Origin of the sequence: Arthrobacter sp. 754, assembly GCF_040548695.1 — a bacterium.
In the GTDB taxonomy this organism is placed as follows: Bacteria; Actinomycetota; Actinomycetes; order Actinomycetales; family Micrococcaceae; genus Arthrobacter.
The window spans coordinates 641,925-664,625 of record NZ_JBEPSC010000001.1 but is presented as its reverse complement, the minus strand read 5'-3'; the positions used below and the strand labels follow the sequence as shown (position 1 = coordinate 664,625).

24 protein-coding genes and 1 tRNA gene are annotated in these 22,701 nt (G+C 64.6%); 15 read left to right on the top strand and 10 right to left on the bottom strand.

All coding sequences use genetic code 11. The features are described from left to right. Positions 1 to 30 precede the first annotated feature (30 nt). Both ABIA70_RS03145 and ABIA70_RS03140 read right to left on the bottom strand, forming a co-directional pair. Positions 31 to 285: an FmdB family zinc ribbon protein gene (locus tag ABIA70_RS03145; protein WP_354146134.1), complete on the bottom strand. Its 255-nt coding sequence runs from the start codon at positions 283 to 285 to the stop codon at positions 31 to 33. A gap of 135 nt (positions 286 to 420) precedes the next feature. After that, complete coding sequence (locus tag ABIA70_RS03140; RefSeq protein ID WP_354146133.1) at positions 421 to 1,041, bottom strand: 5-formyltetrahydrofolate cyclo-ligase; 621 nt, start codon at positions 1,039 to 1,041, stop codon at positions 421 to 423. A gap of 48 nt (positions 1,042 to 1,089) precedes the next feature. Here ABIA70_RS03140 and galU point away from each other — a divergent pair, with 48 nt between their 5' ends. The 5 genes from galU to ABIA70_RS03115 all read left to right on the top strand — a co-directional run bounded on the left by galU (position 1,090) and on the right by ABIA70_RS03115 (position 5,484). Further along, on the top strand, positions 1,090 to 1,995 hold the full coding sequence (galU, locus tag ABIA70_RS03135; RefSeq protein WP_354146132.1) for a UTP--glucose-1-phosphate uridylyltransferase GalU: 906 nt from the start codon (positions 1,090 to 1,092) through the stop codon (positions 1,993 to 1,995). A gap of 5 nt (positions 1,996 to 2,000) precedes the next feature. Further along, on the top strand, positions 2,001 to 2,618 hold the full coding sequence (locus tag ABIA70_RS03130; protein ID WP_354146131.1) for a GNAT family N-acetyltransferase: 618 nt from the start codon (positions 2,001 to 2,003) through the stop codon (positions 2,616 to 2,618). 106 nt (positions 2,619 to 2,724) lie between these two features. Then, on the top strand, positions 2,725 to 3,651 hold the full coding sequence (locus ABIA70_RS03125; RefSeq protein ID WP_354146130.1) for a hypothetical protein: 927 nt from the start codon (positions 2,725 to 2,727) through the stop codon (positions 3,649 to 3,651). A 72-nt stretch (positions 3,652 to 3,723) separates the two neighbouring features. Continuing rightward, a tRNA-Ala gene (locus ABIA70_RS03120) sits at positions 3,724 to 3,796 on the top strand. A gap of 92 nt (positions 3,797 to 3,888) precedes the next feature. Then, positions 3,889 to 5,484, top strand: a complete 1,596-nt coding sequence (locus ABIA70_RS03115; protein WP_354146129.1) for an ABC-F family ATP-binding cassette domain-containing protein — start codon at positions 3,889 to 3,891, stop codon at positions 5,482 to 5,484. Positions 5,485 to 5,505: 21 nt separating this feature from the next. Here ABIA70_RS03115 and corA read toward each other — a convergent pair whose 3' ends face one another. From corA to ABIA70_RS03100, 3 genes are read right to left on the bottom strand one after another with little or no spacing between them, the layout of a single operon-like run. Then, positions 5,506 to 6,501, bottom strand: a complete 996-nt coding sequence (corA, locus tag ABIA70_RS03110) for a magnesium/cobalt transporter CorA (RefSeq protein WP_354146128.1) — start codon at positions 6,499 to 6,501, stop codon at positions 5,506 to 5,508. 1 nt (position 6,502) lies between these two features. Continuing rightward, positions 6,503 to 6,928, bottom strand: coding sequence for a DUF1761 domain-containing protein (locus tag ABIA70_RS03105; protein WP_354146127.1), 426 nt, complete (start codon positions 6,926 to 6,928; stop codon positions 6,503 to 6,505). A gap of 48 nt (positions 6,929 to 6,976) precedes the next feature. Next, the gene (locus ABIA70_RS03100) at positions 6,977 to 7,474 is read right to left on the bottom strand and encodes an Lrp/AsnC family transcriptional regulator (protein WP_354146126.1); all 498 of its coding nucleotides are present in this window, start codon (positions 7,472 to 7,474) and stop codon (positions 6,977 to 6,979) included. 169 nt (positions 7,475 to 7,643) lie between these two features. Between ABIA70_RS03100 and ABIA70_RS03095 the strand changes: the two genes are divergently transcribed. Next, complete coding sequence (locus ABIA70_RS03095; protein ID WP_354146125.1) at positions 7,644 to 8,882, top strand: MFS transporter; 1,239 nt, start codon at positions 7,644 to 7,646, stop codon at positions 8,880 to 8,882. A 3-nt stretch (positions 8,883 to 8,885) separates the two neighbouring features. On the opposite strand, the gene ABIA70_RS03090 is transcribed toward ABIA70_RS03095, so the two are convergent. Both ABIA70_RS03090 and ABIA70_RS03085 read right to left on the bottom strand, forming a co-directional pair. Beyond that, a complete protein-coding gene (locus tag ABIA70_RS03090; RefSeq protein ID WP_354146124.1) occupies positions 8,886 to 9,389 on the bottom strand; it encodes an Lrp/AsnC family transcriptional regulator in 504 nt (167 codons plus the stop codon). Positions 9,390 to 9,507: 118 nt separating this feature from the next. Further along, complete coding sequence (locus ABIA70_RS03085; RefSeq protein ID WP_354146123.1) at positions 9,508 to 10,758, bottom strand: MFS transporter; 1,251 nt, start codon at positions 10,756 to 10,758, stop codon at positions 9,508 to 9,510. A gap of 62 nt (positions 10,759 to 10,820) precedes the next feature. Between ABIA70_RS03085 and ABIA70_RS03080 the strand changes: the two genes are divergently transcribed. The 7 genes from ABIA70_RS03080 to ABIA70_RS03050 all read left to right on the top strand — a co-directional run bounded on the left by ABIA70_RS03080 (position 10,821) and on the right by ABIA70_RS03050 (position 17,701). Beyond that, the gene (locus ABIA70_RS03080; RefSeq protein ID WP_354146122.1) at positions 10,821 to 11,768 is read left to right on the top strand and encodes an N-acetylglucosamine kinase; all 948 of its coding nucleotides are present in this window, start codon (positions 10,821 to 10,823) and stop codon (positions 11,766 to 11,768) included. Between the two features lie 172 nt (positions 11,769 to 11,940). Beyond that, a complete protein-coding gene (locus ABIA70_RS03075) occupies positions 11,941 to 13,041 on the top strand; it encodes an ABC transporter ATP-binding protein (RefSeq protein WP_354146121.1) in 1,101 nt (366 codons plus the stop codon). Beyond that, positions 13,041 to 13,751, top strand: a complete 711-nt coding sequence (locus tag ABIA70_RS03070; RefSeq protein ID WP_354146120.1) for an ABC transporter permease — start codon at positions 13,041 to 13,043, stop codon at positions 13,749 to 13,751. Before ABIA70_RS03075 ends, ABIA70_RS03070 begins: the two co-directional genes overlap by 1 nt. Then, positions 13,748 to 14,494 carry an ABC transporter permease gene (locus ABIA70_RS03065; RefSeq protein WP_354146119.1) on the top strand — a complete coding sequence of 249 codons (747 nt, stop codon included), beginning with the start codon at positions 13,748 to 13,750 and terminating at the stop codon, positions 14,492 to 14,494. Before ABIA70_RS03070 ends, ABIA70_RS03065 begins: the two co-directional genes overlap by 4 nt. Continuing rightward, positions 14,491 to 15,450 carry an ABC transporter substrate-binding protein gene (locus tag ABIA70_RS03060; RefSeq protein ID WP_354146118.1) on the top strand — a complete coding sequence of 320 codons (960 nt, stop codon included), beginning with the start codon at positions 14,491 to 14,493 and terminating at the stop codon, positions 15,448 to 15,450. The genes ABIA70_RS03065 and ABIA70_RS03060 overlap by 4 nt, the downstream gene beginning before the upstream one ends. Positions 15,451 to 15,575: 125 nt before the next feature. Then, the gene (locus ABIA70_RS03055) at positions 15,576 to 16,796 is read left to right on the top strand and encodes a pyridoxal phosphate-dependent aminotransferase (RefSeq protein ID WP_354146117.1); all 1,221 of its coding nucleotides are present in this window, start codon (positions 15,576 to 15,578) and stop codon (positions 16,794 to 16,796) included. A gap of 50 nt (positions 16,797 to 16,846) precedes the next feature. Continuing rightward, positions 16,847 to 17,701, top strand: coding sequence for a PPK2 family polyphosphate kinase (locus tag ABIA70_RS03050; protein ID WP_354146116.1), 855 nt, complete (start codon positions 16,847 to 16,849; stop codon positions 17,699 to 17,701). A gap of 31 nt (positions 17,702 to 17,732) precedes the next feature. On the opposite strand, the gene ABIA70_RS03045 is transcribed toward ABIA70_RS03050, so the two are convergent. Both ABIA70_RS03045 and xseA read right to left on the bottom strand, forming a co-directional pair. Continuing rightward, positions 17,733 to 17,951 (bottom strand): exodeoxyribonuclease VII small subunit, encoded by a 219-nt coding sequence (locus ABIA70_RS03045; protein WP_354146115.1) that lies wholly within the window; start codon positions 17,949 to 17,951, stop codon positions 17,733 to 17,735. A gap of 1 nt (position 17,952) precedes the next feature. Further along, entirely contained in the window at positions 17,953 to 19,257 is a 1,305-nt protein-coding gene (xseA, locus tag ABIA70_RS03040; RefSeq protein ID WP_354146114.1) for an exodeoxyribonuclease VII large subunit, read from the bottom strand. Between the two features lie 216 nt (positions 19,258 to 19,473). On the opposite strand from xseA, the gene ABIA70_RS03035 reads away from it, so the two are divergent. After that, positions 19,474 to 20,325 carry a hypothetical protein gene (locus tag ABIA70_RS03035; RefSeq protein WP_354146113.1) on the top strand — a complete coding sequence of 284 codons (852 nt, stop codon included), beginning with the start codon at positions 19,474 to 19,476 and terminating at the stop codon, positions 20,323 to 20,325. A gap of 9 nt (positions 20,326 to 20,334) precedes the next feature. Then, positions 20,335 to 21,414, top strand: a complete 1,080-nt coding sequence (locus tag ABIA70_RS03030; RefSeq protein ID WP_354146112.1) for a 4-hydroxy-3-methylbut-2-enyl diphosphate reductase — start codon at positions 20,335 to 20,337, stop codon at positions 21,412 to 21,414. Positions 21,415 to 21,472: 58 nt separating this feature from the next. On the opposite strand, the gene ABIA70_RS03025 is transcribed toward ABIA70_RS03030, so the two are convergent. Continuing rightward, entirely contained in the window at positions 21,473 to 22,684 is a 1,212-nt protein-coding gene (locus ABIA70_RS03025) for a DNA recombination protein RmuC (protein WP_354146111.1), read from the bottom strand. Between the last annotated feature and the right edge of the window lie 17 nt (positions 22,685 to 22,701).

Genomic DNA, 22,701 nt, shown 5'->3' with positions numbered 1-22,701 from the left:
CTGCTCAGTGAAGAGCCGGCACGCAGGCCTTCAGCTCGCGGCAGCGGCGGCGGGTGCCGGTGCAGCTGCGGGCGCGGCCGGTGCGGCAGAAACGGTGCTTCCCTTGGCGTCCCGGGAATCGGTGCGGTAGAAACCGGAGCCCTTGAACACAACGCCCACGCTGTTGAACTTCTTGCGCAGGGCTCCCTGGCACTCAGGGCAGGACGTCAGGGTGCTGTCCGTGAAGGACTGGAAAATATCGAAGGCATGGCCGCAATCCTTGCAGGCGTACGCATACGTGGGCACTGGTGCTCCTCCTCTTGGACAAACGAGAGGTCCCGTGCTGCCTGGAGCGGAATCAACCGATCATTAGCAGTCGCAGGGCCTGACTGCTAATTCTAGCATCCCGGTCAGGGGCGCTTCCCGACGGCAACCACCCTGTCAGGAGCGGGCAGCCAGCGGAACAAAGCCTGACGGGGTCAGGGCAGCCGGAACCCGCCGGTCAAAGGCCTCGGCAGGGATGCTTCCGGGCGGCAGGAGTTCGGAATCGAAGACTATGGCTGCCACCGGGATCTCCAGGCCTTCAGCGGCCAGGGCGGCCAGCAGGACGTCGTAGTAGCCGCCGCCCTGGCCGATCCGGTTTCCGCTTCGGTCCACTGCCGTTGCGGGAATGAAGAGCGCGGACACGGTCGCCATGACCTCAAGGTCAAGGCGCGGCCCGGCGGGTTCCAGGACCGGGGCGAAACGGCTGCGGACAAACTCGACGGCGGGGGTCCAGTTCGCCCAACTCAGTCGTCTTCCGGGCTCGCAGACCGGGAGCAAAACGCTGTGGCCCTGCTGGTGGAGCGCCTGCAGCAATGGCAGCGTTGGCGGTTCGGGGACGACGCCCAGGTAAGCGCAGAACGTCGACGGCGTTCCCCCCGTCAGCGTTTCCGCCCACGCAGAACCGTGGACGGCGAGGGCATTGCCTGCTTCGTCACGCCGGCCCGGGTCCGCAGCGGCACGGCGCTCGCGATGGCGTGCGCGGATGGCTTCCTTGGTTTCGCTGCTGCCCTCGGACATGCCGCTCCTAATTACTGAATGAATGGCCCCTGACGCTAGATTAGTCCAGTGACTACCACTCAGCAGACAGTACGCAAGGCCGTTATTCCTGCCGCCGGACTTGGCACCAGGTTCCTGCCCGCGACGAAGGCGATGCCCAAGGAAATGCTTCCGGTGGTGGACAAGCCTGCTATCCAGTACGTCGTCGAAGAGGCCGTCAAAGTCGGCCTGAACGACATCCTGATGATCACAGGCCGCAACAAGCGCGCCCTTGAGGACCACTTCGACCGCGTTCCCTCGCTGGAGGACACCCTGTCCGCCAAGGGCGACACGGCAAAGCTCGAGTCCATCCAGGCAGCCAGCAACCTCGGCGATATCCACTACGTTCGCCAGGGCGATCCCCACGGCCTCGGCCATGCGGTACTCCGCGCCAGGCAGCACGTCGGCGAGGAACCTTTTGCAGTGCTCCTCGGTGACGACCTGATTGACGCCCGGGACGAACTTCTGAGCACGATGATCGAAGTCCAGGCCAAGACCGGTGGATCCGTGGTGGCCCTGATCGAGGTGGAGCCTTCCCAGATCAGTGCCTATGGCTGTGCCGACGTCGAGCAGATTGACGGAGAAGATTACGTCCGGATCAACAAGCTGGTAGAAAAGCCCGAGGTGGATGAGGCGCCTTCAAACCTTGCGGTCATTGGCCGCTATGTGCTGCACCCGGCCGTTTTCGATGTCTTGGAACGGACCGGCCCGGGCCGCGGCGGAGAGATCCAGCTGACCGACGCACTGCAGGAACTCGCGGCCGGCGACGGTGAAGGCCACGGCGTCTACGGTGTGGTCTTCCGTGGTCGCCGGTACGATACCGGTGACAAACTCAGCTACCTCAAGGCCTGCGTCCAGCTCGCCATTGACAGCGATGACCTCGGCCCCGGACTGCGGGAATGGCTGCCTGGCTTCACCGCCGGCCTGACTAAGTAACTGCCGTGCGTCCCGGACCCATCTGGCCGGTCAAGCTGGAGTGCGGCGACCTGGTGCTGCGTCCCATCCGGTACCGGGACAAAAAGGAATGGACGCAGGTGCGGGCGCGCAACAACGAGTGGCTGGCGCCCTGGGAGGCGTCGAACCCGATACCCGGCGGAGGCCTGCCGGATTATCGGCAGATGGTGCGGTCCCTGAAGGCACAGGCGGCCCAGGGGACTGCCCTGCCCTTCCTCATCACAGAACGTACGCCGTCGGCGTCCGCGCCGGTCATCGTGGGCCAACTGACAGTGTCCTCGATTGTTTGGGGCTCGGCCATGATGGCAACGCTGGGTTACTGGGTTGACCGGGAACGGGCAGGTCATGGCATCGCGCCAACGGCCGTAGCGATGGCAACGGACCATTGCTTCCAGGCCCTCGGTCTCCACCGGATGGAGATCAACATCCGTCCCGAAAACGGCCCCAGCCTGCGGGTTGTGGAGAAGCTGGGCTTCCGCGACGAGGGATATCGGCCGCGTTATCTGCACATCAACGGAGAGTGGGCCGACCACCGGACGTTTGCCCTGACGGCGGAGGAAGTTCCGGAGGGCCTGCTAACCCGGTGGCTCGCGTCCCGGACCTGAGGCCGCGGGGCCGCTGCGGACATATCTCCATTCATTTACCACGTTACTGGCGACACACCGCGGCTAATGCGGGAGCGGCCGACGTAATGCTCATACGGTTTTGAGTGTGGACTTCCCCCTAAGCAGCTCAGTGATCCTTGTGGTTGCCGTCGTGCTCTGGATCGTGTGGGTCGCACCGTACATCCTTCGTAACCGCCGGCACCCGGTCCAGGCCGCTGCCGAGTACATGGCGGAAGTGCCAGCCTTTGAATCGGACCCGCGAGCCGGGATGGTACTCAACGTCACCGCCCAGCAGGAGAACGCCATGGAGATCAGGAAGAGCCCCGAAACGGCTACGGAACCGTCCGGCGATGCGAAGCCGGGTGAGTTCCGGATCCGCTACGGCAGAACAGGCATTGCGCTCGTCGCCGTCGCTGCACTGTTGACTGCATTCGTTTCCGGCCTTCTCCTGATCTTTGGAATCGGTTCAGCGATGCTGCCGCTCTCCTGTGTCGGAATAACAGTTTCAGCGCTGGTCCTCCTGCGGTTCTTGGCTGTCCGGGACCGCAAGGCCAAGGTGAATGCCGCATTTCGTGCGGCCATGAGTGCTCCGCAGCGCCGTCAGGGTCCCGCGACGCCAGCCGCAACCGTCCAGAGCCCGGCTGCGGTACAGCGGGAGAGCCGGCTGTTCGACGCCGAGGAGCACCAGCCCGCTCCGAAGCCGTTAACGGCCGTAGAGCTCCGCGCCGCTGCTCTTGCCGTGGCAGTCGCAGCCGGAGACACAAGCGCCACGGCCGCACCCCACACGGTGCCCGCTGACACTACCTGGGAACCTGTGGACGTGCCCAAGCCCGTCTATGTAGAGGCCGCAAAGGCCGAGCGTCCGGCTCCTGCTCCCCTTGACCTTCCCGAGGCTCCGAAGGCAGCCGGCAAGCCGTCCCTGAAGCAGGGCACCCCCGGTGCGGCTCCTGAGGCTGCTCCGGCCAAGCCCCTCACCAAGGCCCAGAGTGCGCTGAGCAACCTCGACGACGTCCTGCAGCGCCGCCGCGCCTGATTGGCAATGCGCCGGGAAAATTTGTAGCCTAAGGACACCGGTGCCGCAGTCTTCGGAAATGCGGACTGTTCCGGGGCTATAGCTCAGTTGGTAGAGCGCTTCGTTCGCATCGAAGAGGTCAGGGGTTCGAATCCCCTTAGCTCCACTGACTTGACTCCTGGGCGGAGGTGTCGGCCGCCACCCTCCCTTCACTTCCCGCCACCTCCTCAAGCGTTACCACTGGATTGGACAGTATCAATGAGTTTGATCCGGCTGAATGACGTCAACGTGAGCTTCGACAAAACACAGGTGCTCCGTGAAGCTTTCTTCAAGCTGGAAGCCGGAGACCGGGTGGGCCTGATCGGGAAAAACGGGTCGGGCAAGTCGACCATCCTCGAACTGATCCAGGGCAGGGTGGTTCCTGACACCGGGACCGTGGCCGTGGAGCTCGGGACCAAGACCGCCTACTTCTCCCAGTTTTCAGAGCTGAACGGCGCATCCAGCATCTCCGAGGTCCTGACAGAGCTGTTCGCCCACGTCCAGGAGATCGAAGCCGAACTGGCCGGGATCGATGAAGAGATAGCAGCCGATTCCGCCAACGCAACCCGCCTGGATGAGCTGATCCACCGCCAGTCCGAGCTCTTCGAAGCCATGGACAGGCTCGACGGCTGGGACTACCCGCGCACCATCGACAAGGTCCTGACCACCCTGGGATTCAGCGGCCACCACCGCACCTGCGCATTTGACGAACTCTCGGGCGGCTGGCGGAACCGGGCGGCCCTGGCGAAGATCCTCCTCGAAGCCCCGGACGTCCTGCTGCTTGATGAGCCCACGAACTACCTTGACGTGGCCGGTGTCGAATGGCTCGAAGGCTGGTTCCGGACTTTCAAGGGCGCTGCGATCATCGTTTCGCACGACCGGAAGTTCCTGGACGCCGTCGTCACCCGGGTCATGGAGGTGGAGAACTTCCACCTCCATGAATACCCCGGAAACTTCGCCGAGTACGTGGTGGCGAAGCCGTTCAGGCTCAAGAGCCTTGAGAGCCAGTTTGTGCACGAATCGGAGTTGCTCGCCTTCGAGGCCGAGGGCATCTCTGACCGCCGCGAGGCCGCCAAAGCGGCCGGCAAGGGACTGGCCAACCAGCTGGCCAAAATCAAGAAATCCCGGGCGCCCCGGCCGGTGGACCAGATCATCACCGAGATCTACGGCGGTCTGTACGTCAAGGATGTCCTGTGCCGGGTGGACGCACTTACCAAGGCCTACGGCGGCAGGACGCTGTTCAGCGGACTCAGCTTTGAGATCGGCAGAGGCAACAGGATCGCGGTCATCGGTGCCAACGGCAGCGGCAAGACCACGCTGCTCCGTGCCCTCACGGGTGAGGAACCGGCCGACTCCGGCACTGTTGCCTGGGCGAAGGGAGCGCGGATGGTCTCCTACAACCAGGTCCTTGAAGAACTGGACGACGACGACACGGTCACCCATGCGGTCAATGCGATGCCGGACAGCCTGGCACTGACGGCGACGAAGAAATCGGTCAACAGGTTCCTGTCGATGTTCCAGTTCTCCGAGGCTGATCTCAAGCAGCGGATCGGCAACCTCTCCGGTGGCCAGCGCTCCCGCGTTGCCATGGCGCAGTGCCTGCTCTCGGGCGCCTCGGTTCTCCTGCTGGATGAGCCAACCAACCACCTCGACCTCTCCAGCACCCAGGTCATGGAACGCGCACTGCTGCATTTCCCGGGTGCGGTGGTAGTGGTGAGCCACGACCGCTTCTTCACAGACAAGATCGCCAACCGCCGGCTCGTATTCACCCCTGAAGATTCCGCCCGCGGCAATGTGGAGCTGCTGGTCGCCTGACGACGGCCCACTGGCGCTGCCCTACAGCCAGTCCTTCCTACGGAAGATGGCGTGCATCACAGCTGCCGTGGCTGCCATCAGCGCGATTGCCATGGGGTAGCCCAGAACCCAGTGAAGTTCGGGCATATGGTCGAAGTTCATGCCGTACACCCCGGCCACGAACGAGGGGGCAAAGAAGATCGCAGCCCAGGAGGAGATCTTCTTGACCTGTTCGTTCTGTTCGGCGCTGGCCTCATTCTGCCGGTTGGCGGTCAGGGTGCCGTCAAGCGTCAGGGCGTTCTGCAGCAGGTCCCGGAACGAATCCGCGCGCGAAATCACCCGCTCCACGTGGTCCTCAACGTCGCGCAGGTTGTGCTGCAGCCCGGAGTTCACGCCGTACTTCTCAAAGCCCCTCCTGAGCTGCTGCATCATCTCGGGCAGCGGATGGATGGCGCGCTGGAACTGGATGACTTCGCGGGCGAGTTCATAAATGCGGCGGGACACGGTCGTATCGCCGCTGAACAGCTGGTCCTCGATTTCGTCGATATCGTTCTCGAGTCCGGCCACCACCGGGGCATAGTCGTCCACCACAAGGTCCAGCAGGGCGTACAGCACGGCTTCCGGACCGTTCCTGAGCAGCTCCGGGCGGTCCTCGAGGCGGCGCCGGACCCTCCCAACACCGGACATTTCCGCATGCCGGATAGTGATGACGAAGTTCCTGCCGGTGAAGATGTGCAGCTCGCCGAACTCCACGGTCTCGGTGGCATCCAGATAGCGCGCCGGGCGGAGCACCGTGAAAAGATGCTCTTCGTAACGCTCAAGCTTGGGGCGCTGGTGCGCCGAAATGGCGTCCTCGACTGCCAGGTTATGAAGCCCAAATTCGTTAGCGACGGCGGCCATTTCCGCGTGCGTGGGCCGGTACAGTCCAATCCAGGCCATGCCGCCGTGGTGGGCAAGGGTTTCGAAGGTCTGTTCCAGGTTCTGCGGTTCCGCGGTGCGGACGCCGTCCACATAGACGGCATTATCGATGATCGTCACGTCAGGACATCGCCCCGATGATGGCGCCGGACACCGTCATCGCCAGAAGATCGTGGCCGGAGTCGATCAGCGTGACGGCTGCGGGACGGCCTGCGAAACCGTTGTGGATGACGTGTCCGCCGGCCCGGAAGACCAATCCAACTACCAGCGCGAACAAGCCACCGGCCACCGCATTGTCCAGGCCCAGCTTGCTGATGAGGACTGCCAGCAGGGCGGCAGTCAGGGCGGCTGCAGCCATCATGGGCACCCAGATTCCGGCACCGCCGCCGATGTCCTTGAGGTCCTCCTGGGTCTTTCCGATCGCGGCCATCCACCGGTTGCCCAGTACGGCGGGCATGTACCAGACAAAGCCGATGGCCATGCTGGCAACAAAGGCCAGCGTGACGGCCAGCCAGTTGATTTGAGAAATGTGTGAAAGCCAGTCCATCTTCGAATCCTAACGGGCTCCTTATGGTGCCCGGCAGCGCCCCGGACTTTACCGGGGCCGTGTTGCGGTGCCGCCACCGGCCTGCGCGAGACGGCTTATCAGGGGCTCGGTCCGGTAAGGAATGTGGGTGTGCAGTGCCAGCACTGTTTCTGTCCGGATGACCCCCTTGATCCTCAGGACCTGGCGGAGGGCTGACTGCAGATTGTGGGTGTCTGTGGCGGCCACGCGGCACCAGACGTCGCCCCGGCCCGAAATTTCGTGGACCTCCAGGACGTGGGGGAGCAGCCGCAGGGCCCCTACCACCCCGTCCAGTTCGCGGTGCGTCACCTCGATCGTGACGAAGGCGACGACGTCGAACCCCACCGAGGCGAGATCAACTTCGCGCCCGCCGTCCTGCAGCACCCCGGTTCGGAGCAGGCGGCGGACGCGGGACTGCGCCGTGTTGCGCGCGATTCCCAGGTGCTCGCTGAGCTCGCCGATCTGGACACGGGGATCCCGGATGAGTTCCAGCAGGATCTTCAGGTCAGTGGGATCAAGATTATTCATACTGTCACTTTCAGTTTCGGATGGCGCTCAGGATTGAGTATTTTGCTCAATTGTGCCACCAGCAGCAGCCCGATAAGGCAGTTATGGATCATTCTTTAGGTATCCACGTTCAATCCCGGGGCGGCTCCCACAAGGACCTTCCGTCCCGATCAGCACCAAGGCAGCGCCAATGACAGTCTTCAGTGAGCTCCGCATGCGTCCGGCCACCGCGCGCCGGGGCTGGGACGCCTCCACCACGGCACGGCTGGTGATGGCGGGCACCGTCATTTTCACGCTGCTGGTGGGGGCGAACCTGGCCACGCCCCTGTATCCGCTGCTCCAGGCGAACCTGGGACTCTCCGCGCTCGGCGTCACGGCAGCCTTTGCCAGTTATGTCCTGGCACTGGTGGCCACGCTGATGCTTGCCGGCCACTGGTCGGACCACATCGGCCGGCGGGCGGCGCTGATTCTTGCCGTCATCGCCGGGCTGGCCGGCGGCTGGATATTTTCGCAGGCGGACAGCCTCGTGTCGCTGTCAGCCGGCCGTGCACTGCAGGGGGTGGCCGTTGCCCTGGCCACCGGCGCCAGTGCCGCTGCGCTGCGCGAACTGCTGCCGTCCCGCCCGGAGTGGGCATCACGGTTCACCCTGTTGGCGACGTCGGGGGGTGTGGCCGCGGGTCCGTTTATCGGCGGCGTGCTGTCCATGCTGCCGGGGCCCACCACGGCCCCGTATTACCTGCACTCACTGGTGCTGGCGGGACTGCTGGTTCCGCTGAACCTGCTCCAGGCCCGCCCTGCCATCAAGCCGCCCGCCGACGGGCGGCCTCTTCGGGTCCTGGCTCCGCGCCGGCCTTCAGTCTCTGCTTCGGCGAGGGGTGCCTTCTGGCTGGCGGCCGCCGTGGGGTTCCTCAGCTTCGCCGTGTTTGGATTTTGCCTCTCTCTTGCCCCCGGCTACTTCGCCCAGATAGTCCAGACGGAGTCGCGCCCGCTGATCGGAGCCCTGGCGGGGATGACGCTTGGTGCGTCGGCCCTGAGTCAGCTGCTCTCTGTCCGCGGCCGCTTTGTAGTCCCTGCCGGGCTCGCCCTGCTGGGAGTCTCAGTCCTGCTTCTGGCAGTGGCGGCGGCCTGGAGCAGCCTGCCGTTGCTGGCCGTTGCCAGCGTATGCGCGGGTCTGGGCCAAGGCGTCGCATTCAGGATGGTTTTCAATGATGTGGCCGCCAAGGTGGAGTCGTCACAGCACGCCCAGATTGTCAGCACCGTCTACGTCATCACGTACCTGGGCAGCGCCGTACCGGTGATCGGGCTGGGCTGGGCCACTGCGGCGTTCGGCCTGGAGGCCTCGGTAACCGGCTTCGTGGCCCTGTGCAGCGCGGCAGCCCTGCTGCTTTCGGCGGCGACACTCAGGACGGCTTTGCGCCTCACCCGGTAGCTCTTATTCCGGCAGCGGACCGTGGTTGCCCTGGATGTGGTCAAAGACCAGGGTGGTTTCGGTGTGGCCCACCACGGGGTCCGTCGCCAGGTTGTCCAGCACCCAGTCCCTCAAATCCTCAGTGCTGGCGACAGCGATGTGCAGCAGGTAGTCCACGGAACCGGAAGTGTGGAAGGTGGACAGGACCGCGGGCAGGTGCGGGACGCGGGCCGTAAACCGGTCAATCTGATCACGGTCATGGGCCCGCAGCCGGACGGCGACCAGCGCCTGGACGGAGCGGCCTATGGCCGAGAGGCTGAGTTTTGCCTCGAATCCCTGGACGATGCCGCGTTCGGATAATGCCCGGGTGCGCATGAGCGCTGTCGACGGAGCGATGCCCACCAGTTCAGCCAACTGCTTGTTGGAGATCCGGGCGTCATCCACCAACGCTGCGAGGAGCCGCTCATCAATGGCGTCCAGCGGTTCGAAGTGGCTGCCCGGCCGGATGTTTTTGGCGTTGCTGCTCACAGAATCTCCTCGTACGTCTTTCAGTTCATCCTAGACTCCCGTTGCCGGCCTCTCACGCCCGAATGCCCGGTTTCCTCGAAGAAACTGCTGTCAACCCCGGACTCCGGTGTCGGATAGTTCAGTGAGCCCGGTCCGGGTCCTGGTCCGGGTGGACCACGGCGACTGTAGCCGCCGTGACAGCGGCAAGGACCATAATTGCCAGGGCCAGCGCCGTCCAGCCCAGCGACTGGAACACCAGGCCGCCCGCCCAGCCGATGACACTCGAGCCGAGGTAATACGCCAGGTTGTAGAGCGAGGATGCCTGGGCGCGCCCGGTGGTGGCAATGCTGCCCGTCCAGCCTGCGCCGATGCTGTGCGCCGCGAAGAAGCCACCCGTGAACACCACGAGGCCGGCCAGAATCATGGCGAGTATCTGGGTCAGCGTCAATGCCAGCCCCGCGATCATGAGCACGATGCCCGCCAGCAGGATATTCCGACGGCCGAAACGCACTGTCAGCCCGCCGGCCCAGCGGGAAGAGAACGTCCCGGAGAGGTAGGCGAGGAATATCAGGCTGACAATAGTGCCGGGCAAGGCGAATGGCTCGGCGGACAGGCGGAAACCGAGGTAGTTGTAGACCGCCACAAAGCCGCCCATCATCAGGAACGCCTGGATGTAGAGGGCCAGCAGCCTGGCGTTGCGTAAATGCCCGCCGAGGGTCGCCAAGGCCCCGCGAAGGCCGGCGGCCTGGGCGGCGGTGAACCCCTTTGCCCTGGGTATCAGGACAAGGAAGAGTACTGCGGCCACCGTTGCCAGCAGCGACACACTGAGGGCGGCCGCCCGCCAGCCCCACAGTTCGCCGACCGGCCCCGCCACCAGCCGGCCGGCAAGGCCGCCCAGGGTTGTACCGGCTACGTAACTGCCGGCGGCCATCGCGGCGTGGGCCCGGTTCACTTCCTCGTTCAGGTAGGCGATCGCGATCGCCGGTATCCCGCCAAGTGCCATGCCCTCCAGGAGCCGAAGGGCGAGCAGCATGCCGAAGCTGGTGGCCAACGGCACCAGAAGGCCCAGGACGGTTGCGGCACTGATGCCGATTGCCATGGCCCTGACCCGGCCGATCCTGTCGGCCAGGAAAGACCACGGGATCACTGTGATGGCCAGGCCCACGGTGGCCAGCGAAATGGTCAGCGCAGCCTCTGCCGCACTGACGTGCTGTTCGGCGGCAATGATGGGCAGCACGGCCTGGGTGGAGTAGAGCTGGGCAAACGTGGCCACCCCGGCGAAAGCCAGCCCCGCCAGGATCTTGCCGTAGGCGGCGGAGCCCTTGGGATGCCCGTCCCAGGACGTCCGGCTGGGCGCGGGGCGGACTGGTGGCGTGGGATCTTCAGGCATGGGTCCAGCCTAGACTTTCCAAATGTTCCCACCGTTCGTGCACCGTTCAGTAGGCTGGATCGGTGACTGACTCCGAGCACCCCCAGACCGCACCTTCCGCAGCTGAGCCTGGCCCGCTGGCCGGCGTCATCATCGGCCTGGACATTGGCGGCACGAAGACCCGCGGCGTTCGTTTCGAGGACGGGGTTGCGGTGGCTGACCAGTCGGCCGGCAGCTCGAATGTCCAGAACGTCAGCCGCGAAGAGGCTGCACTGAACCTCGCGGACCTGTTCTCCCGGATCGGCGGAGGCCAGGTGTCCCACGTTTACGCGGGTGCCGGGGGCATCGATACCGACGACGACGCCGCCGCCCTCGCAGCGCTGATCGAACCTCATGTTCCGGGGGCCAAAATCACGGTGGTCCACGATTCCCGGTTGTTGCTCGCCGCCGGCGGTGCGGCCACCGGCGTTGCCGTGATTGCCGGAACCGGCTCCGCTGCCTGGGGCAGGAATTCACTGGGCGAAGAGGCCCGGGCCGGCGGCTGGGGGTACCTGCTCGGAGACGAAGGCAGCGGATACTGGCTGGGGCGGGAGGCAGTCCGGCACAGCCTGCGCCGGATGAACCGGGGACTCCCCGTCGATGAACTGACCACTGCGCTGCTGGCTTCCTGCGGTGTGGATCATCCGAACCGGCTGATCGCGCTTTTCCACTCCCCGGCGACCGGCCGCCGGTACTGGGCCCAGCAGGCGCGACTGGTGGTGGACGCTGCCGCGGCCGGCCATGAGGGGAGCCAGCAGCTTCTCGACCAGGCCGGCAAGGACCTCGCAGCCCTGGCCGGGCAGTCCCTCCGGCGCCTCGGAATCAACGGACCCGTGATTCTGGGCAGCGGGCTGGGCATGAATGTGGTCCCGCTCCAGGTGGCCTTCCGGAAATACCTGGCGGCCGACGGCATCACCGATGTCCGGGTCCTGAACCAGGATCCCGTTTTTGGCGTCCTGAAACTTGTGGCGGACCGGCCAGAGTCCAACTGACCCATCCGGACGGTCCTGTCTGACGAATGATCACAGTAGGGCTTCTCTTGCCCGGATTGCCTTCAGTACTGGTTACGCTGGGAACGGATTGCGTTACCGTAAATATCAGTGTGCTGATGACCAGCTTTCCCCACTGTCCGATGCCATCCAACAGAACGGGTAAGTCCGCAGAATGGACCAGGCCATGATTGAGTTCCAGAGCGTCACCAAGCAGTACCAGGGCGGGCTTCCGGCCGTGGACCAGCTCACGATGTCCATTGACAAGGGTTCGATCACTGTCTTCGTGGGGCCTTCCGGCTGTGGAAAGACCACCTCGCTGCGGATGATCAACCGGATGGTGGAACCGACGTCAGGCGTCATCACCGTGGACGGGCGGGACGTGACGGACGTTCCCGCAGCGGAATTGCGGCGTTCCATGGGGTACGTGATGCAGTCCTCGGGCCTGATGCCGCACCGCTCCGTGCTGGACAACATCGCCACAGTGCCGCGACTCAACGGCGTTTCCAAAACCGAAGCCCGCAGGCGTGCCGAGGAACTGCTCGACGTCGTCGGGCTGGCATCGGCGCTGGGCAAGCGGTATCCGGCCCAACTCTCCGGCGGCCAGCAGCAGCGCGTAGGCGTTGCCCGGGCGCTCGCCGCCGATCCGCCTGTACTGCTGATGGATGAACCGTTCAGCGCCGTGGACCCGGTAGTGCGCGACGAACTGCAGCAGGAGTTGCTGAGGCTGCAGAAGGACCTTGCCAAAACCATCGTGTTCGTCACCCATGATATTGATGAAGCCACCGTGCTGGGCGACAAAGTGGCCGTTTTTGCGGTGGGCGGCAAACTGGCCCAGTACGCCACTCCCGAAGAGATCCTTCGCGCCCCGGCCAACGACTTTGTGGCAGCCTTTGTTGGACGGGACCGCGGGTTCCGCCACCTGGGGTTCACCGCTTCCGACGGCGTGGCCATCCACCCGGTGCCCACGCTGGTTTTTGATGGTGGTCAGTTCGCAGGGGACCCGGCAGCTTTGACCGGCTGGCAGCTGGTGGTGGATCCGGACATGCGCCCGCTGGGCTGGGCCCGGCCCGGGACAGACACTGAAGTTATCCCCGGGGGTTCGCTGTTCCGCCCGGGCGAGAGCCTGCGGCGGGCACTTGATGCAGCGTTGTCATCTCCTTCCGGCCAGGGCGTGGCCATCGACGGCGACGGCCGGGTTCTGGGCACCGTCAGGTCCCAGGAAGTCCTGGCCGTCATTGAGGATGCCCGCCAGGTACGGCAGGCTGCCCTCTGATGGATTGGTTCCTGTCCAATAGCGCGACGGTCCTTGAACGGGCCGGGCAGCATCTGGTGCTGGCGCTTATTCCCATGGTGCTGGGGCTGCTGATCTCCCTTCCGCTGGCACAGCTGGCGCGGATTCATCCGGCACTGCGGTCGGTGGTGGTGACGGCAAGTTCCCTGCTCTACACCATCCCGTCGCTGGCGCTGTTCATCATTCTTCCGCCACTCCTGGGTACCCGCATCCTGGACCCGGTCAACGTCATCGTCGCACTGACAATCTACGCAGTTGCCCTTCTGGTGCGTGCCGCGCTCGATGCCTTCGACTCCGTCGACGAAGACCTGCGCCAGGCGGCTGTTGCCATGGGCTACAAGCCGTGGCGCCGCTTTTTCGATATCGACCTGCCTCTGTCGCTGCCGGTGATGTTCGCCGGACTTCGGGTGGTTTCCGTCAGCAACATCTCCCTCGTCAGCGTCGCGGCCCTCCTCGGGGTGGGTAATCTCGGGATGCTGTTCACCGACGGGCTGCAACGCAACTTCGTCACGGAAGTGGTGGTGGGGATCGTTGCCATCCTGGTGCTCGCGTTGGTCATGGACGGGGTCCTGGTGCTGCTCGAAAGGCTGCTGACCCCGTGGACACGGGCCGCCAAGGCATCCGGTCCGGCAGCCCCTCTCGCTGCCGGCTACGTGGCTGATGCCCGTATACATGCAGCGGCCGGGCCATGAGCAATATCTTTGCTGACACCTTCTCCTGGATCGCCGATCCACTCCATTGGACCGGCAGTTCCGGCATCCCGGCCCGGCTGCTGGAGCACCTCCAATACAGCGGCCTGGTCCTCGTCATTGCAGCTGCCATTGCGGTACCCGTTGGGTTATACATCGGGCACACAGGACGCGGACGCGTGGTGGCCGTTGCTGTGGCGGGAGCACTGCGGGCCCTGCCCACCCTTGGCCTGCTGGTCCTCTTTGCCTTACTCGCAGGGAGCGGTCTCATGCCGCCGGTGTGGGCGCTGGTGATCCTCACGGTCCCGCCCCTCCTGGCTGGAACATATGCCGGGATCTCCAGCGTGGACCGGACAGTGGTGGACGCTGCCCGCGCGATGGGGATGACCGAACTGCAGATCCTGTTCCAGGTGGAGTTGCCCAACGGGCTCCAGGTGATGTTCGGTGGCATCCGGACGGCGGTGCTCCAGGTGATTGCCACCGTGTCAGTTGTGGCGTACCTTCCCCTGGGCGGGCTGGGCCGCTATCTGTTCGACGGCCTGGTCCTCCAGGACTTCCCCCGGATGCTGTCCGGTTCGGTGCTCATCGCCGGACTGGCCATTGTTGTTGACCTCGTCCTCGCCGGAGTGCAAAGAGTCCTTCTGTCGCCTGGCTTATCAACTGATTCCCGCGGTGGCCAGCAGGCCGCCGCTGATCTCCCAGCTGCCGCGCCTGCGCCAGCTGCTGTTCAAGGAGGTACCCCATGAAAGAAAACGTCCGCAACAGCCTCACCCGCCGTGGACTGGCCGGCCTGGCGGCCGGCGTCGGCCTGGCCGTGGCTCTGACCGCCTGCGGCGGCAGCGATCCGCTGTCAACGGCCACAACCAGCGCGGGAGGCGGGGGCACGGCCGGCGGTTCGCTGGTGGTGGGCTCGGCCGACTTCCCGGAGAGCCAGATTGTTGCCGAAATCTATGCCGGTGCCCTGACGGCCGCCGGCGTCACGGCTACAACCAAGCCGAACATCGGTGCCCGCGAAATCTACTTCAAGGCCGTGCAGGACGGGTCGGTCGACCTTGTTCCGGATTACTCGGGGAATCTGCTCTCGCACGTGGACAAGGAAGCCGCCGAGGTCTCGGCCGATGACATCTACAAGGCCCTGCCGGGGAAACTGCCCAAGGGCGTGGCGGTCCTGGAGGCGTCGAAGGCCGAATCCAAGGATGCCATGGTGGTCACCAAGGCCACCGCGGAGAAGTACCAGCTGAAGTCCATCGAGGACCTCGCCAAGGTCTGCAAGGACCTCACCATGGCGGCGCCGGCGACGTTCGAAACCCGCGCCTATGGTTTCCCGGGCCTTAAGGCGAACTACGGTTGTGAACTCAAGGCCCTCAAGCCGTTCAGCGACGGCGGCGGCAACCTGACGCTGCAGGCCCTCCTCACCGACGAGGTGCAGGTGGCTGACATCTACACCACCACCCCGTCGATCGCGGACAACGATCTCGTGGTGCTGGAGGACCCGAAGAACAACTTCAAGGCCCAGCAGGTCCTGCCGCTTTACAACACGGCGAAAATGACGGACAAGGCCAAAGAGGCGCTCAACAACGTCTCCCGGATGCTGACCACGGAGGACCTTGTGAACCTGAACCGCGCCGTGAGCGGCAGCCAGAAGCAGAACGCCAAGGATGCTGCCGCGTCCTGGCTGAAGGAAAAAGGCATCGTCAAGTAGGAACCTGACTGCCCCATAACAGCAGACGACGGCGGCTGCCGCACCCGGCCAGGTGCGGCAGCCGCCGTCGTCCGTGTGTCTCACGTCTCAACGGAAGTACATCCTTCCTGTGGCATATTTGATGGATGGCAGAATTCAGGCAGTCCACGAAGCTCAACAACGTCCTTTACGACATCCGTGGACCAATTCTTCAGGCCGCCCAGCAGATGGAGGCGGAAGGTCACCGGATCCTCAAATTGAACATCGGCAACCCCGCCCCGTTCGGATTTGAAGCGCCTGACGCCATTCTGGTGGACATGATCCGCCACCTGCCCCATGCCCAGGGCTACAGTGACTCCCGCGGCATTTTTTCGGCGCGTACCGCCGTCTCGCAGTACTACCAGACCCGCGGTATCCAGAACATCCACGTGGACGATATCTATCTGGGCAACGGTGTCAGCGAGCTCATCACCATGTCCCTCATGGCGCTGCTGAACGACGGCGACGAAGTGCTGATCCCGACCCCCGACTACCCGCTGTGGACTGCGTCGGTGGCCCTCGCGGGCGGCAAGCCGGTCCACTACCTGTGCGATGAGGAATCCGGCTGGCAGCCGGACCTGGAGGATCTTGAAGCCAAGATCACGCCCCGGACCAAGGGCATCGTGGTCATTAATCCGAACAACCCCACGGGCGCTGTGTACCCGGAAGAGACGCTCCGGAAGATTGTTGCACTGGCCGAGAAGCACGGCCTGGTGATCTTTGCCGACGAGATCTACGAGAAGATCCTGTACGAAGACGCTGTGCACGTGAACATGGCCGGCCTGACCGGTGACGACGTCCTGTGCCTCACTTTCAGCGGACTGTCGAAGGCCTACAGGGTCTGTGGCTACCGGGCGGGGTGGATGGGCATCTCGGGGCCCAAGAAGGACGCAGCCGACTACCTAGAGGGCATCAGCCTGCTGGCAAACATGCGGTTGTGCGCAAACGTCCCGGCCCAGCACGCAATCCAGACGGCGCTCGGCGGCTACCAGAGCATCAACGATCTCATCCTGCCGGGAGGCCGTCTGCTCGAGCAGCGCAACAAGGCCTACGACATGCTCAACGCCATCCCCGGTGTCAGCACACAGCAGGCCCGGGGCGCCATGTACCTCTTCCCGAAACTCGATCCCGAGGTGTTCCACATCCGCGACGACGAAAAGTTCGTCCTGGACTTGCTGCGGGAGCAAAAGATTCTGGTCTCGCACGGCCGGGCGTTCAACTGGGTGCGCCCTGACCACTTCCGGATGGTCACCCTGCCCCTGGTCAAGGACCTCGAAGAGGCAATCAACCGCATGGCGGACTTCCTGAGCCGGTACAAAGGGAACTAGCCTAGGTTCCACGTGTCCATAGGCACGTGGAACCTTGGGAAAGGACCGTCATGGACGGCGTCGTCGAGTTCAAGCAGCACCCTTCCGACACACTGAGGATCGGAAAGGACTTTTCCCTCGCCGCCGCGGATCCGGACGCCACACCCGGGTATCCGGGAAACAAATCCGACGGCCAGACAATACTGGCTGAGCTGGACGGCGCAGTGGCCGAATTCCAGGAAAAGCTGTTCGCCGAGTCACGCTTCGGCGGAAAGAAACGGTTGCTGCTGATTCTGCAGGCCATGGACACGGCGGGCAAGGGCGGAATCGTCAACCATGTCATTGCTGCCATGGACCCGCAGGGAGTGCAGTTCAAGGCCTTCAAGGCACCCACAGACCAGGAGAAATCCTATGACTTCCTGTGGCGGATAGAGAAGGAAGTCCCGGCCGCCGGAATGGTGGGCATCTTTGACCGGTCGCACTATGAGGACGTCCTGATTCACCGGGTCCACAACTGGGCGACGCCTGAAGAGATCAAGCGCCGCTACCGGGCCATCAACGAATTCGAGGCGCGCCAGACCGACGCCGGCACCAAAATCGTCAAGGTGATGCTCAACATCAGCAAGGATGAACAGAAATCCCGGCTCCTCGCGCGCCTGGACAACCCGGCCAAGCACTGGAAATACAGCAGCGGGGACCTCAAGGAGCGGGCGTTCTGGAACGACTACATGGACGCCTACCAGGCCGCCTTCGAGGCAACGAATACCGAAGCGGCCCCGTGGCACGTGGTTCCGGCCAACAAGAAGTGGTACGCCAGGATCGCCGTGCAGCAGCTGGTGCTCGGAGCATTGTCTGACCTGCGGCTGGAATGGCCCAAAGCCGAGTTCGATGTTCCCATCGAACGCGAGCTGGTCGAAAGGTCCTGAACAGTTCGGGCCGGCATGGTCCCGGGTCTGGTCAGAGCGGCTGGTCGCGTGCGGCCGCCAGCCGCTTTCTTGCCCCCTCCAGCCACTCCTCACAGCGTTTGGCCAGGGCTTCACCGCGTTCCCACAACGCCAGCGACTCCTCGAGGCTGGCACCGCCCGCCTCGAGCCTGCCCACCACCTGCACCAGCTGTTCACGGGCTTCCTCGTAGCTCAATGCTTCGATGTCAGAACCGGTTTTTGCCTCAGTCATGTCATTCTCCTTCTTCAAGTTCGCCGGTGGAGGCCGCGCCGAAACGGCCCTGTGCCACCCGGACCGTCAACGGTGTTCCTGCCGGGGCCTGCGCGGGGTCGCGGACCACAGCGTGCCCCGACGGTTGGTCTGGCCGGGCCGCGCGGCCGGTGACGAGCTCCACCACGGCATAACCCCGGTCAAGGGTTTTCTGGGGCGACAGGGCCCGTACCTGGGCCTGCAGATGGACCAGTTGGTCTGCCGCCCGGACCACCGTGGAGCTCACGGCGGCAGATGACCTCCGCAGGAGGCGTTCAATTTCCTCGGAGCGGACAGTGACCATGCCTTCCGGGGTGGCAAGGACCGGCCTCGAATGGAGGGCGGAGAGACGCTCCGATTCCCGTTCCACCAGCCTCCCGATGAAACGGCGCAGGTGTTCCCGGGTCTGGCGTACGCTGGCCAATTCCTCGGCAACGTCAGGAACGATTCTTTTGGCAGCGTCGGTGGGCGTGGAGGCGCGAAGATCGGCGACGTCGTCGAGCAGGGGGCGGTCCGCTTCATGGCCGATGGCGCTGACCACCGGGGTGGCTGCAGCTGCCACGGCCCGGATCAGTTCCTCGCTGTTGAAGGGCAGGAGGTCCTCGAGGGCGCCTCCGCCGCGGGCTATGACAATGACGTCCACGTCTGCACGGCCGTCCAGTTCGTTGAGGGCGCGGATGATCTGGGAGACTGCGGTGTTGCCTTGGACGGCGACCTCGCGGACCTCGAATTCCACCGCGGGCCAGCGCAGCGCGGCATTTTGGAGGACGTCCTTCTTGGCGTCCGAATCCCGGCCGGTGATCAGGCCGATGCGGTGGGGGAGCAGGGGCAGCGGCTTCTTCCTCGAGTCAGCAAACAGGCCTTCCGCGGACAGGGCCTGGCGCAGCCGTTCGATACGTGCCAGGAGGTCGCCCAGGCCGACGGGCCTGATGTCCCGGACCTGCATGTTGATTCGTCCGGTCTTCAGCCAGAATTCCGGCTTGAGCAGGGCGACCACGCGGGAACCACGCTCCAGGGGCAGGTTCTGCCGCTCAAGGATCTTGGACCAGACCGAAGCCGGAAGAGACACCTCGGCATCGACGTCGCGCAGGGTCAGATAGGCATTCGTGCCGCGCCGGTTAAGCTCGATCACCTGGCCTTCGACCCAGGCGGCAGGTGCCCGGTCGATGTGCAGTTTCAGTTTCTGCGACAGCAGCTGAAGGGGCCAGGGATTGTCCGGGCTCGTGTCCGCAGCGGTGGCAGGCAGGGTTGAGGGTGCCGTGCCGGGCAGCGCAGCCTGTTCAGACATGCGCCGGCCCTCGGAAAGGTGTGGCTGGTGGCATCGGCGGTCCTCTGGCTGAAGGGTTCGTGACAGGGTTCGTGTTTGAGGGTTTGTGTTTCAGGGTGGTGTTGCAGGGGTGGTGTTTCAACCTTATCCATAACCTGTATCACCCCGGACTGACATTGATCGTCCACCCGGCCCCTCTAAGATGGCACTGCCGCCCCGATGATTAAGGACCCTGCTGTGCGTACTGTTGTTTCTGCCGTTGCCGTCATCCTGGGCGTGGTGCTTGCAGCACTGGCCGTCCCGGCGATCTGGCTTGACCGCAGTGTGGTGCAGGAGGATGGCTTTGTGGCACTGGCTGCGCCGCTCGGACGTGATGCCGAGTTCCAGCAGCGGCTGGCTGCAGCCGCCGTCGGCACCATAGACACCAGTGCCGTCCCTCAGTTCCTGACAGGCTTCCTCGAGCCGGTGCTGAAATCGGCAGCCGAGTCCCTGACCGGGCTGCCGGGTTACCCTGCCGCCTGGGAGGAGACCATCCGCCGGAGCCACCGCCTCAGCTTCGCCGACCCCGGAAGCCTCCCGGCCGAGGTTGACTCCACCACTGCGCTGACCCTGGATGTCGCCCCGCTCGTTGCCCTGGGTGTGGAGGAGTTAAGCCGGACTTCGGGGCAGCCGATGGATCCGCCCGGCCAGACGCTGATCAACGTCGGGCAGGCCAACCAGCGCCAGCTCATCGAACAGGTGGCGGCTTACGCGCCGCTGGGGTACAGCCTCGCCATCGGTGCCGTCATCGCATTTCTGCTGGCACTGGTCGCCGCCCGTCGCCGCTGGGTGGTGGTTTTCAGCGTCGGAATTGCTGCACTCCTGCTCGCCGGTGTGTGGACCGCCGGATCCCAATTCGCCGGAGACACCGTGCTCGCGACAGCGAGTGGCAATGAAATCGCGGACATGTTCAAAAACGAATTCGTCGCTGCGGCTGCAGAGGGCTTCCGGACCTGGACCCTCACTGCAGCCGTGGCAGGCGGGGCCTTCGCAGTGGCGGGCCTTGTGGTGCGCATCGCTTCTCCGGGGCGCCGGGGTTCAAACCGGTAGCATGGAGAAATGACCTCCACCGCTGTGCCCCTTTCGATGCCAACCGTCCCGCGCAGGCGGCGTACGCCAGAAGAAGTGTCCGCGGCTGCTCCGGTATCGGGCCCCAAGAAAGTCCTGCTGGCGGCTCCCCGCGGGTACTGCGCCGGTGTCGACAGGGCAGTCATCGCCGTCGAAAAGGCGTTGGAGCACTACGGTCCGCCCGTCTATGTGCGGAAGCAGATCGTGCACAACGTCCACGTGGTCAGTTCCCTCGAGGCCCAAGGCGCCATCTTCGTCGACGAGACGGATGAGGTCCCTGAAGGAGCGCTGGTGATTTTCTCCGCCCACGGTGTGTCACCGGCCGTCGTCCAGTCCGCCGAGGACCGAGGGCTGCGCACCATTGATGCCACCTGCCCGCTGGTCACCAAGGTGCACAAGGAAGCCGTGCGCTTCGCCAAGGACGACTTCGACATCCTGCTGATCGGCCACGACGGTCATGAAGAGGTTGAGGGAACGGCGGGCGAAGCCCCCGAACACATCCAGATCATCAACGGCCCCCACGAAGTGGACAAGGTCACTGTCAGGGATCCCGAGAAGGTCATCTGGCTGTCACAGACCACGCTCAGCGTTGACGAGACCATGGAGACGGTGCGGCTGTTGAAGCAACGGTTCCCAACCCTGCAGGACCCGCCCAGCGACGACATCTGCTACGCCACCACGAACCGCCAGGTGGCCATCAAGAAGATCTCGCCCCAGGCCGAGCTGGTGATCGTGGTGGGATCAGCCAACTCCTCCAACTCGGTGCGCCTGGTGGAGGTCGCCCTGGAATACGGGGCCAAGGCCTCGTACCGGGTGGACTTCGCCAATGAGGTGGACGAAGCGTGGTTCGAAGGCGTGGCCACGGTGGGTGTCACATCCGGCGCTTCAGTGCCCGAGGTGCTGGTCAAGGACGTGCTGCGATTGCTGGCCGATTACGGCTACGGCTCGGTGGAAGAAGTGGTCACGGCCGAGGAAGATCTCCTGTTCTCCCTGCCCAAGGAGCTCCGGGCAACCCTGAAGGAGGCCGGCGACGTCAGCCGGGCCCTGGGTGGCCGCCGGGCCCGCAGCTAACAGCTTCTATTGGCTGCGACCGACACAACTGGAACCGCCGGCTCATCGTAGGGCGGCATCAGGCGGCGGTGTCATCCTCCTGGAGCTCCGGCGCCGCCAGTGAACGAGGGGTTACCTCCAGGGCGGCCGGCGTTACCAGGCCCGCTTCGTCCAACGCATTGAGCTTGCGTGCCGTCGGCAGGATCCGCGCTTCCAGGGTTCCGACCATCGAGTTGTAGCGGTCCACTGAAGACTTCAGCGATGTGCCCAGCTTGCTCACGTTCTCACCCAGCGTTCCCATGCGCTCATAAAGCTGCCGGGCGAGGTCAAAGAGCTCCCGCGCACTGTCTGTGAGCACATCCTGTCGCCAGGTGAAAGCCACCGACTTCAGCACTGCCAGCAGGGTGCTCGGTGACGCCAGGACGACATTCCTGGACAGTGCATGGTCCAGGAGTGTCGCATCCGCGGTCAGGGCAGCCGCCAGGATGGATTCGGCAGGCAGGAAGCAGATGACAAGCTCGGGGGAGTTCCCCGCAATATCCCAGTACTTCTTGTTGCTCAGGGAGTCCACATGGGCGCGGAGGGCCTTGGCGTGAGCCGCCAGCAGGGACTGTTGGCTGGCAGGGTTCCTTGCCGCGGCGCCCGGCACGTGCTGCATCCCCAGTTCCTGGGCCTCCAGGTAGGAGGACAGCGGCACCTTGGCGTCCACCACCAGCTGCTTCTGCCCGGGCAGCTGGACCACAAGGTCAGGCCGGAGCGCAGCATCAGATCCGGCGCTGTGGACCTGCTCAAGGAAGTCCACGTGCCGCAACATGCCGGAGGCTTCAACCACCCTGCGGAGCTGCACCTCACCCCACTGCCCACGCGCACTGTTGGACCGGAGGGCCGACTCCAGGGCATGGGTTGTGCGGATCAGCTGGGCGTCGGACAGCCTTGCTTCCTGAAGCTGCTGGGCGAGCTGGCCATACTGTTCGAGGCGGTCGCGTTCCAGGAGCGCTACCTGTTGCTGGACCGCGCTGAGTTTCTCGGCGACGGGCGCCAGTGCCCTCAGCACACTTCCGTCCTGGTTCCGGGCCTCACCCAGTTCCCGGTTCTGGAGGGAAAGGAGGCGGCGCTCCGCGTCAGCGGCCGCAAGCTGGGCGGTTACGCCCGAAAGGCGGGAGGAGACGGCGTCGAAGTCCTCCTCCAGCGCGTGGGTGCGCCTTCGCAGGAGGAAGTAGGCGGCCGCGGCGCCAGTAACGGCACCCACCAGCAGCATCAACAGGGCGAGAATCAGGGCTAAAGCATCCATAGCCTCACTGTGGCATG

Coding starts and splice junctions, on each gene's coding strand:
- ABIA70_RS03140 (WP_354146133.1), bottom strand. CDS start 1,041: ATGTCCGAGGGCAGCAGCGAAACCAAGGAAGCCATCCGCGCACGCCAT.
- ABIA70_RS03115 (WP_354146129.1), top strand. CDS start 3,889: ATGAGTTTGATCCGGCTGAATGACGTCAACGTGAGCTTCGACAAAACA.
- ABIA70_RS03105 (WP_354146127.1), bottom strand. CDS start 6,928: ATGGACTGGCTTTCACACATTTCTCAAATCAACTGGCTGGCCGTCACG.
- ABIA70_RS03100 (WP_354146126.1), bottom strand. CDS start 7,474: ATGAATAATCTTGATCCCACTGACCTGAAGATCCTGCTGGAACTCATC.
- ABIA70_RS03095 (WP_354146125.1), top strand. CDS start 7,644: ATGACAGTCTTCAGTGAGCTCCGCATGCGTCCGGCCACCGCGCGCCGG.
- ABIA70_RS03085 (WP_354146123.1), bottom strand. CDS start 10,758: ATGCCTGAAGATCCCACGCCACCAGTCCGCCCCGCGCCCAGCCGGACG.
- ABIA70_RS03075 (WP_354146121.1), top strand. CDS start 11,941: ATGGACCAGGCCATGATTGAGTTCCAGAGCGTCACCAAGCAGTACCAG.
- ABIA70_RS03070 (WP_354146120.1), top strand. CDS start 13,041: ATGGATTGGTTCCTGTCCAATAGCGCGACGGTCCTTGAACGGGCCGGG.
- ABIA70_RS03065 (WP_354146119.1), top strand. CDS start 13,748: ATGAGCAATATCTTTGCTGACACCTTCTCCTGGATCGCCGATCCACTC.
- ABIA70_RS03060 (WP_354146118.1), top strand. CDS start 14,491: ATGAAAGAAAACGTCCGCAACAGCCTCACCCGCCGTGGACTGGCCGGC.
- ABIA70_RS03055 (WP_354146117.1), top strand. CDS start 15,576: ATGGCAGAATTCAGGCAGTCCACGAAGCTCAACAACGTCCTTTACGAC.
- ABIA70_RS03050 (WP_354146116.1), top strand. CDS start 16,847: ATGGACGGCGTCGTCGAGTTCAAGCAGCACCCTTCCGACACACTGAGG.
- ABIA70_RS03045 (WP_354146115.1), bottom strand. CDS start 17,951: ATGACTGAGGCAAAAACCGGTTCTGACATCGAAGCATTGAGCTACGAG.
- xseA (WP_354146114.1), bottom strand. CDS start 19,257: ATGTCTGAACAGGCTGCGCTGCCCGGCACGGCACCCTCAACCCTGCCT.
- ABIA70_RS03030 (WP_354146112.1), top strand. CDS start 20,335: ATGACCTCCACCGCTGTGCCCCTTTCGATGCCAACCGTCCCGCGCAGG.
- ABIA70_RS03025 (WP_354146111.1), bottom strand. CDS start 22,684: ATGGATGCTTTAGCCCTGATTCTCGCCCTGTTGATGCTGCTGGTGGGT.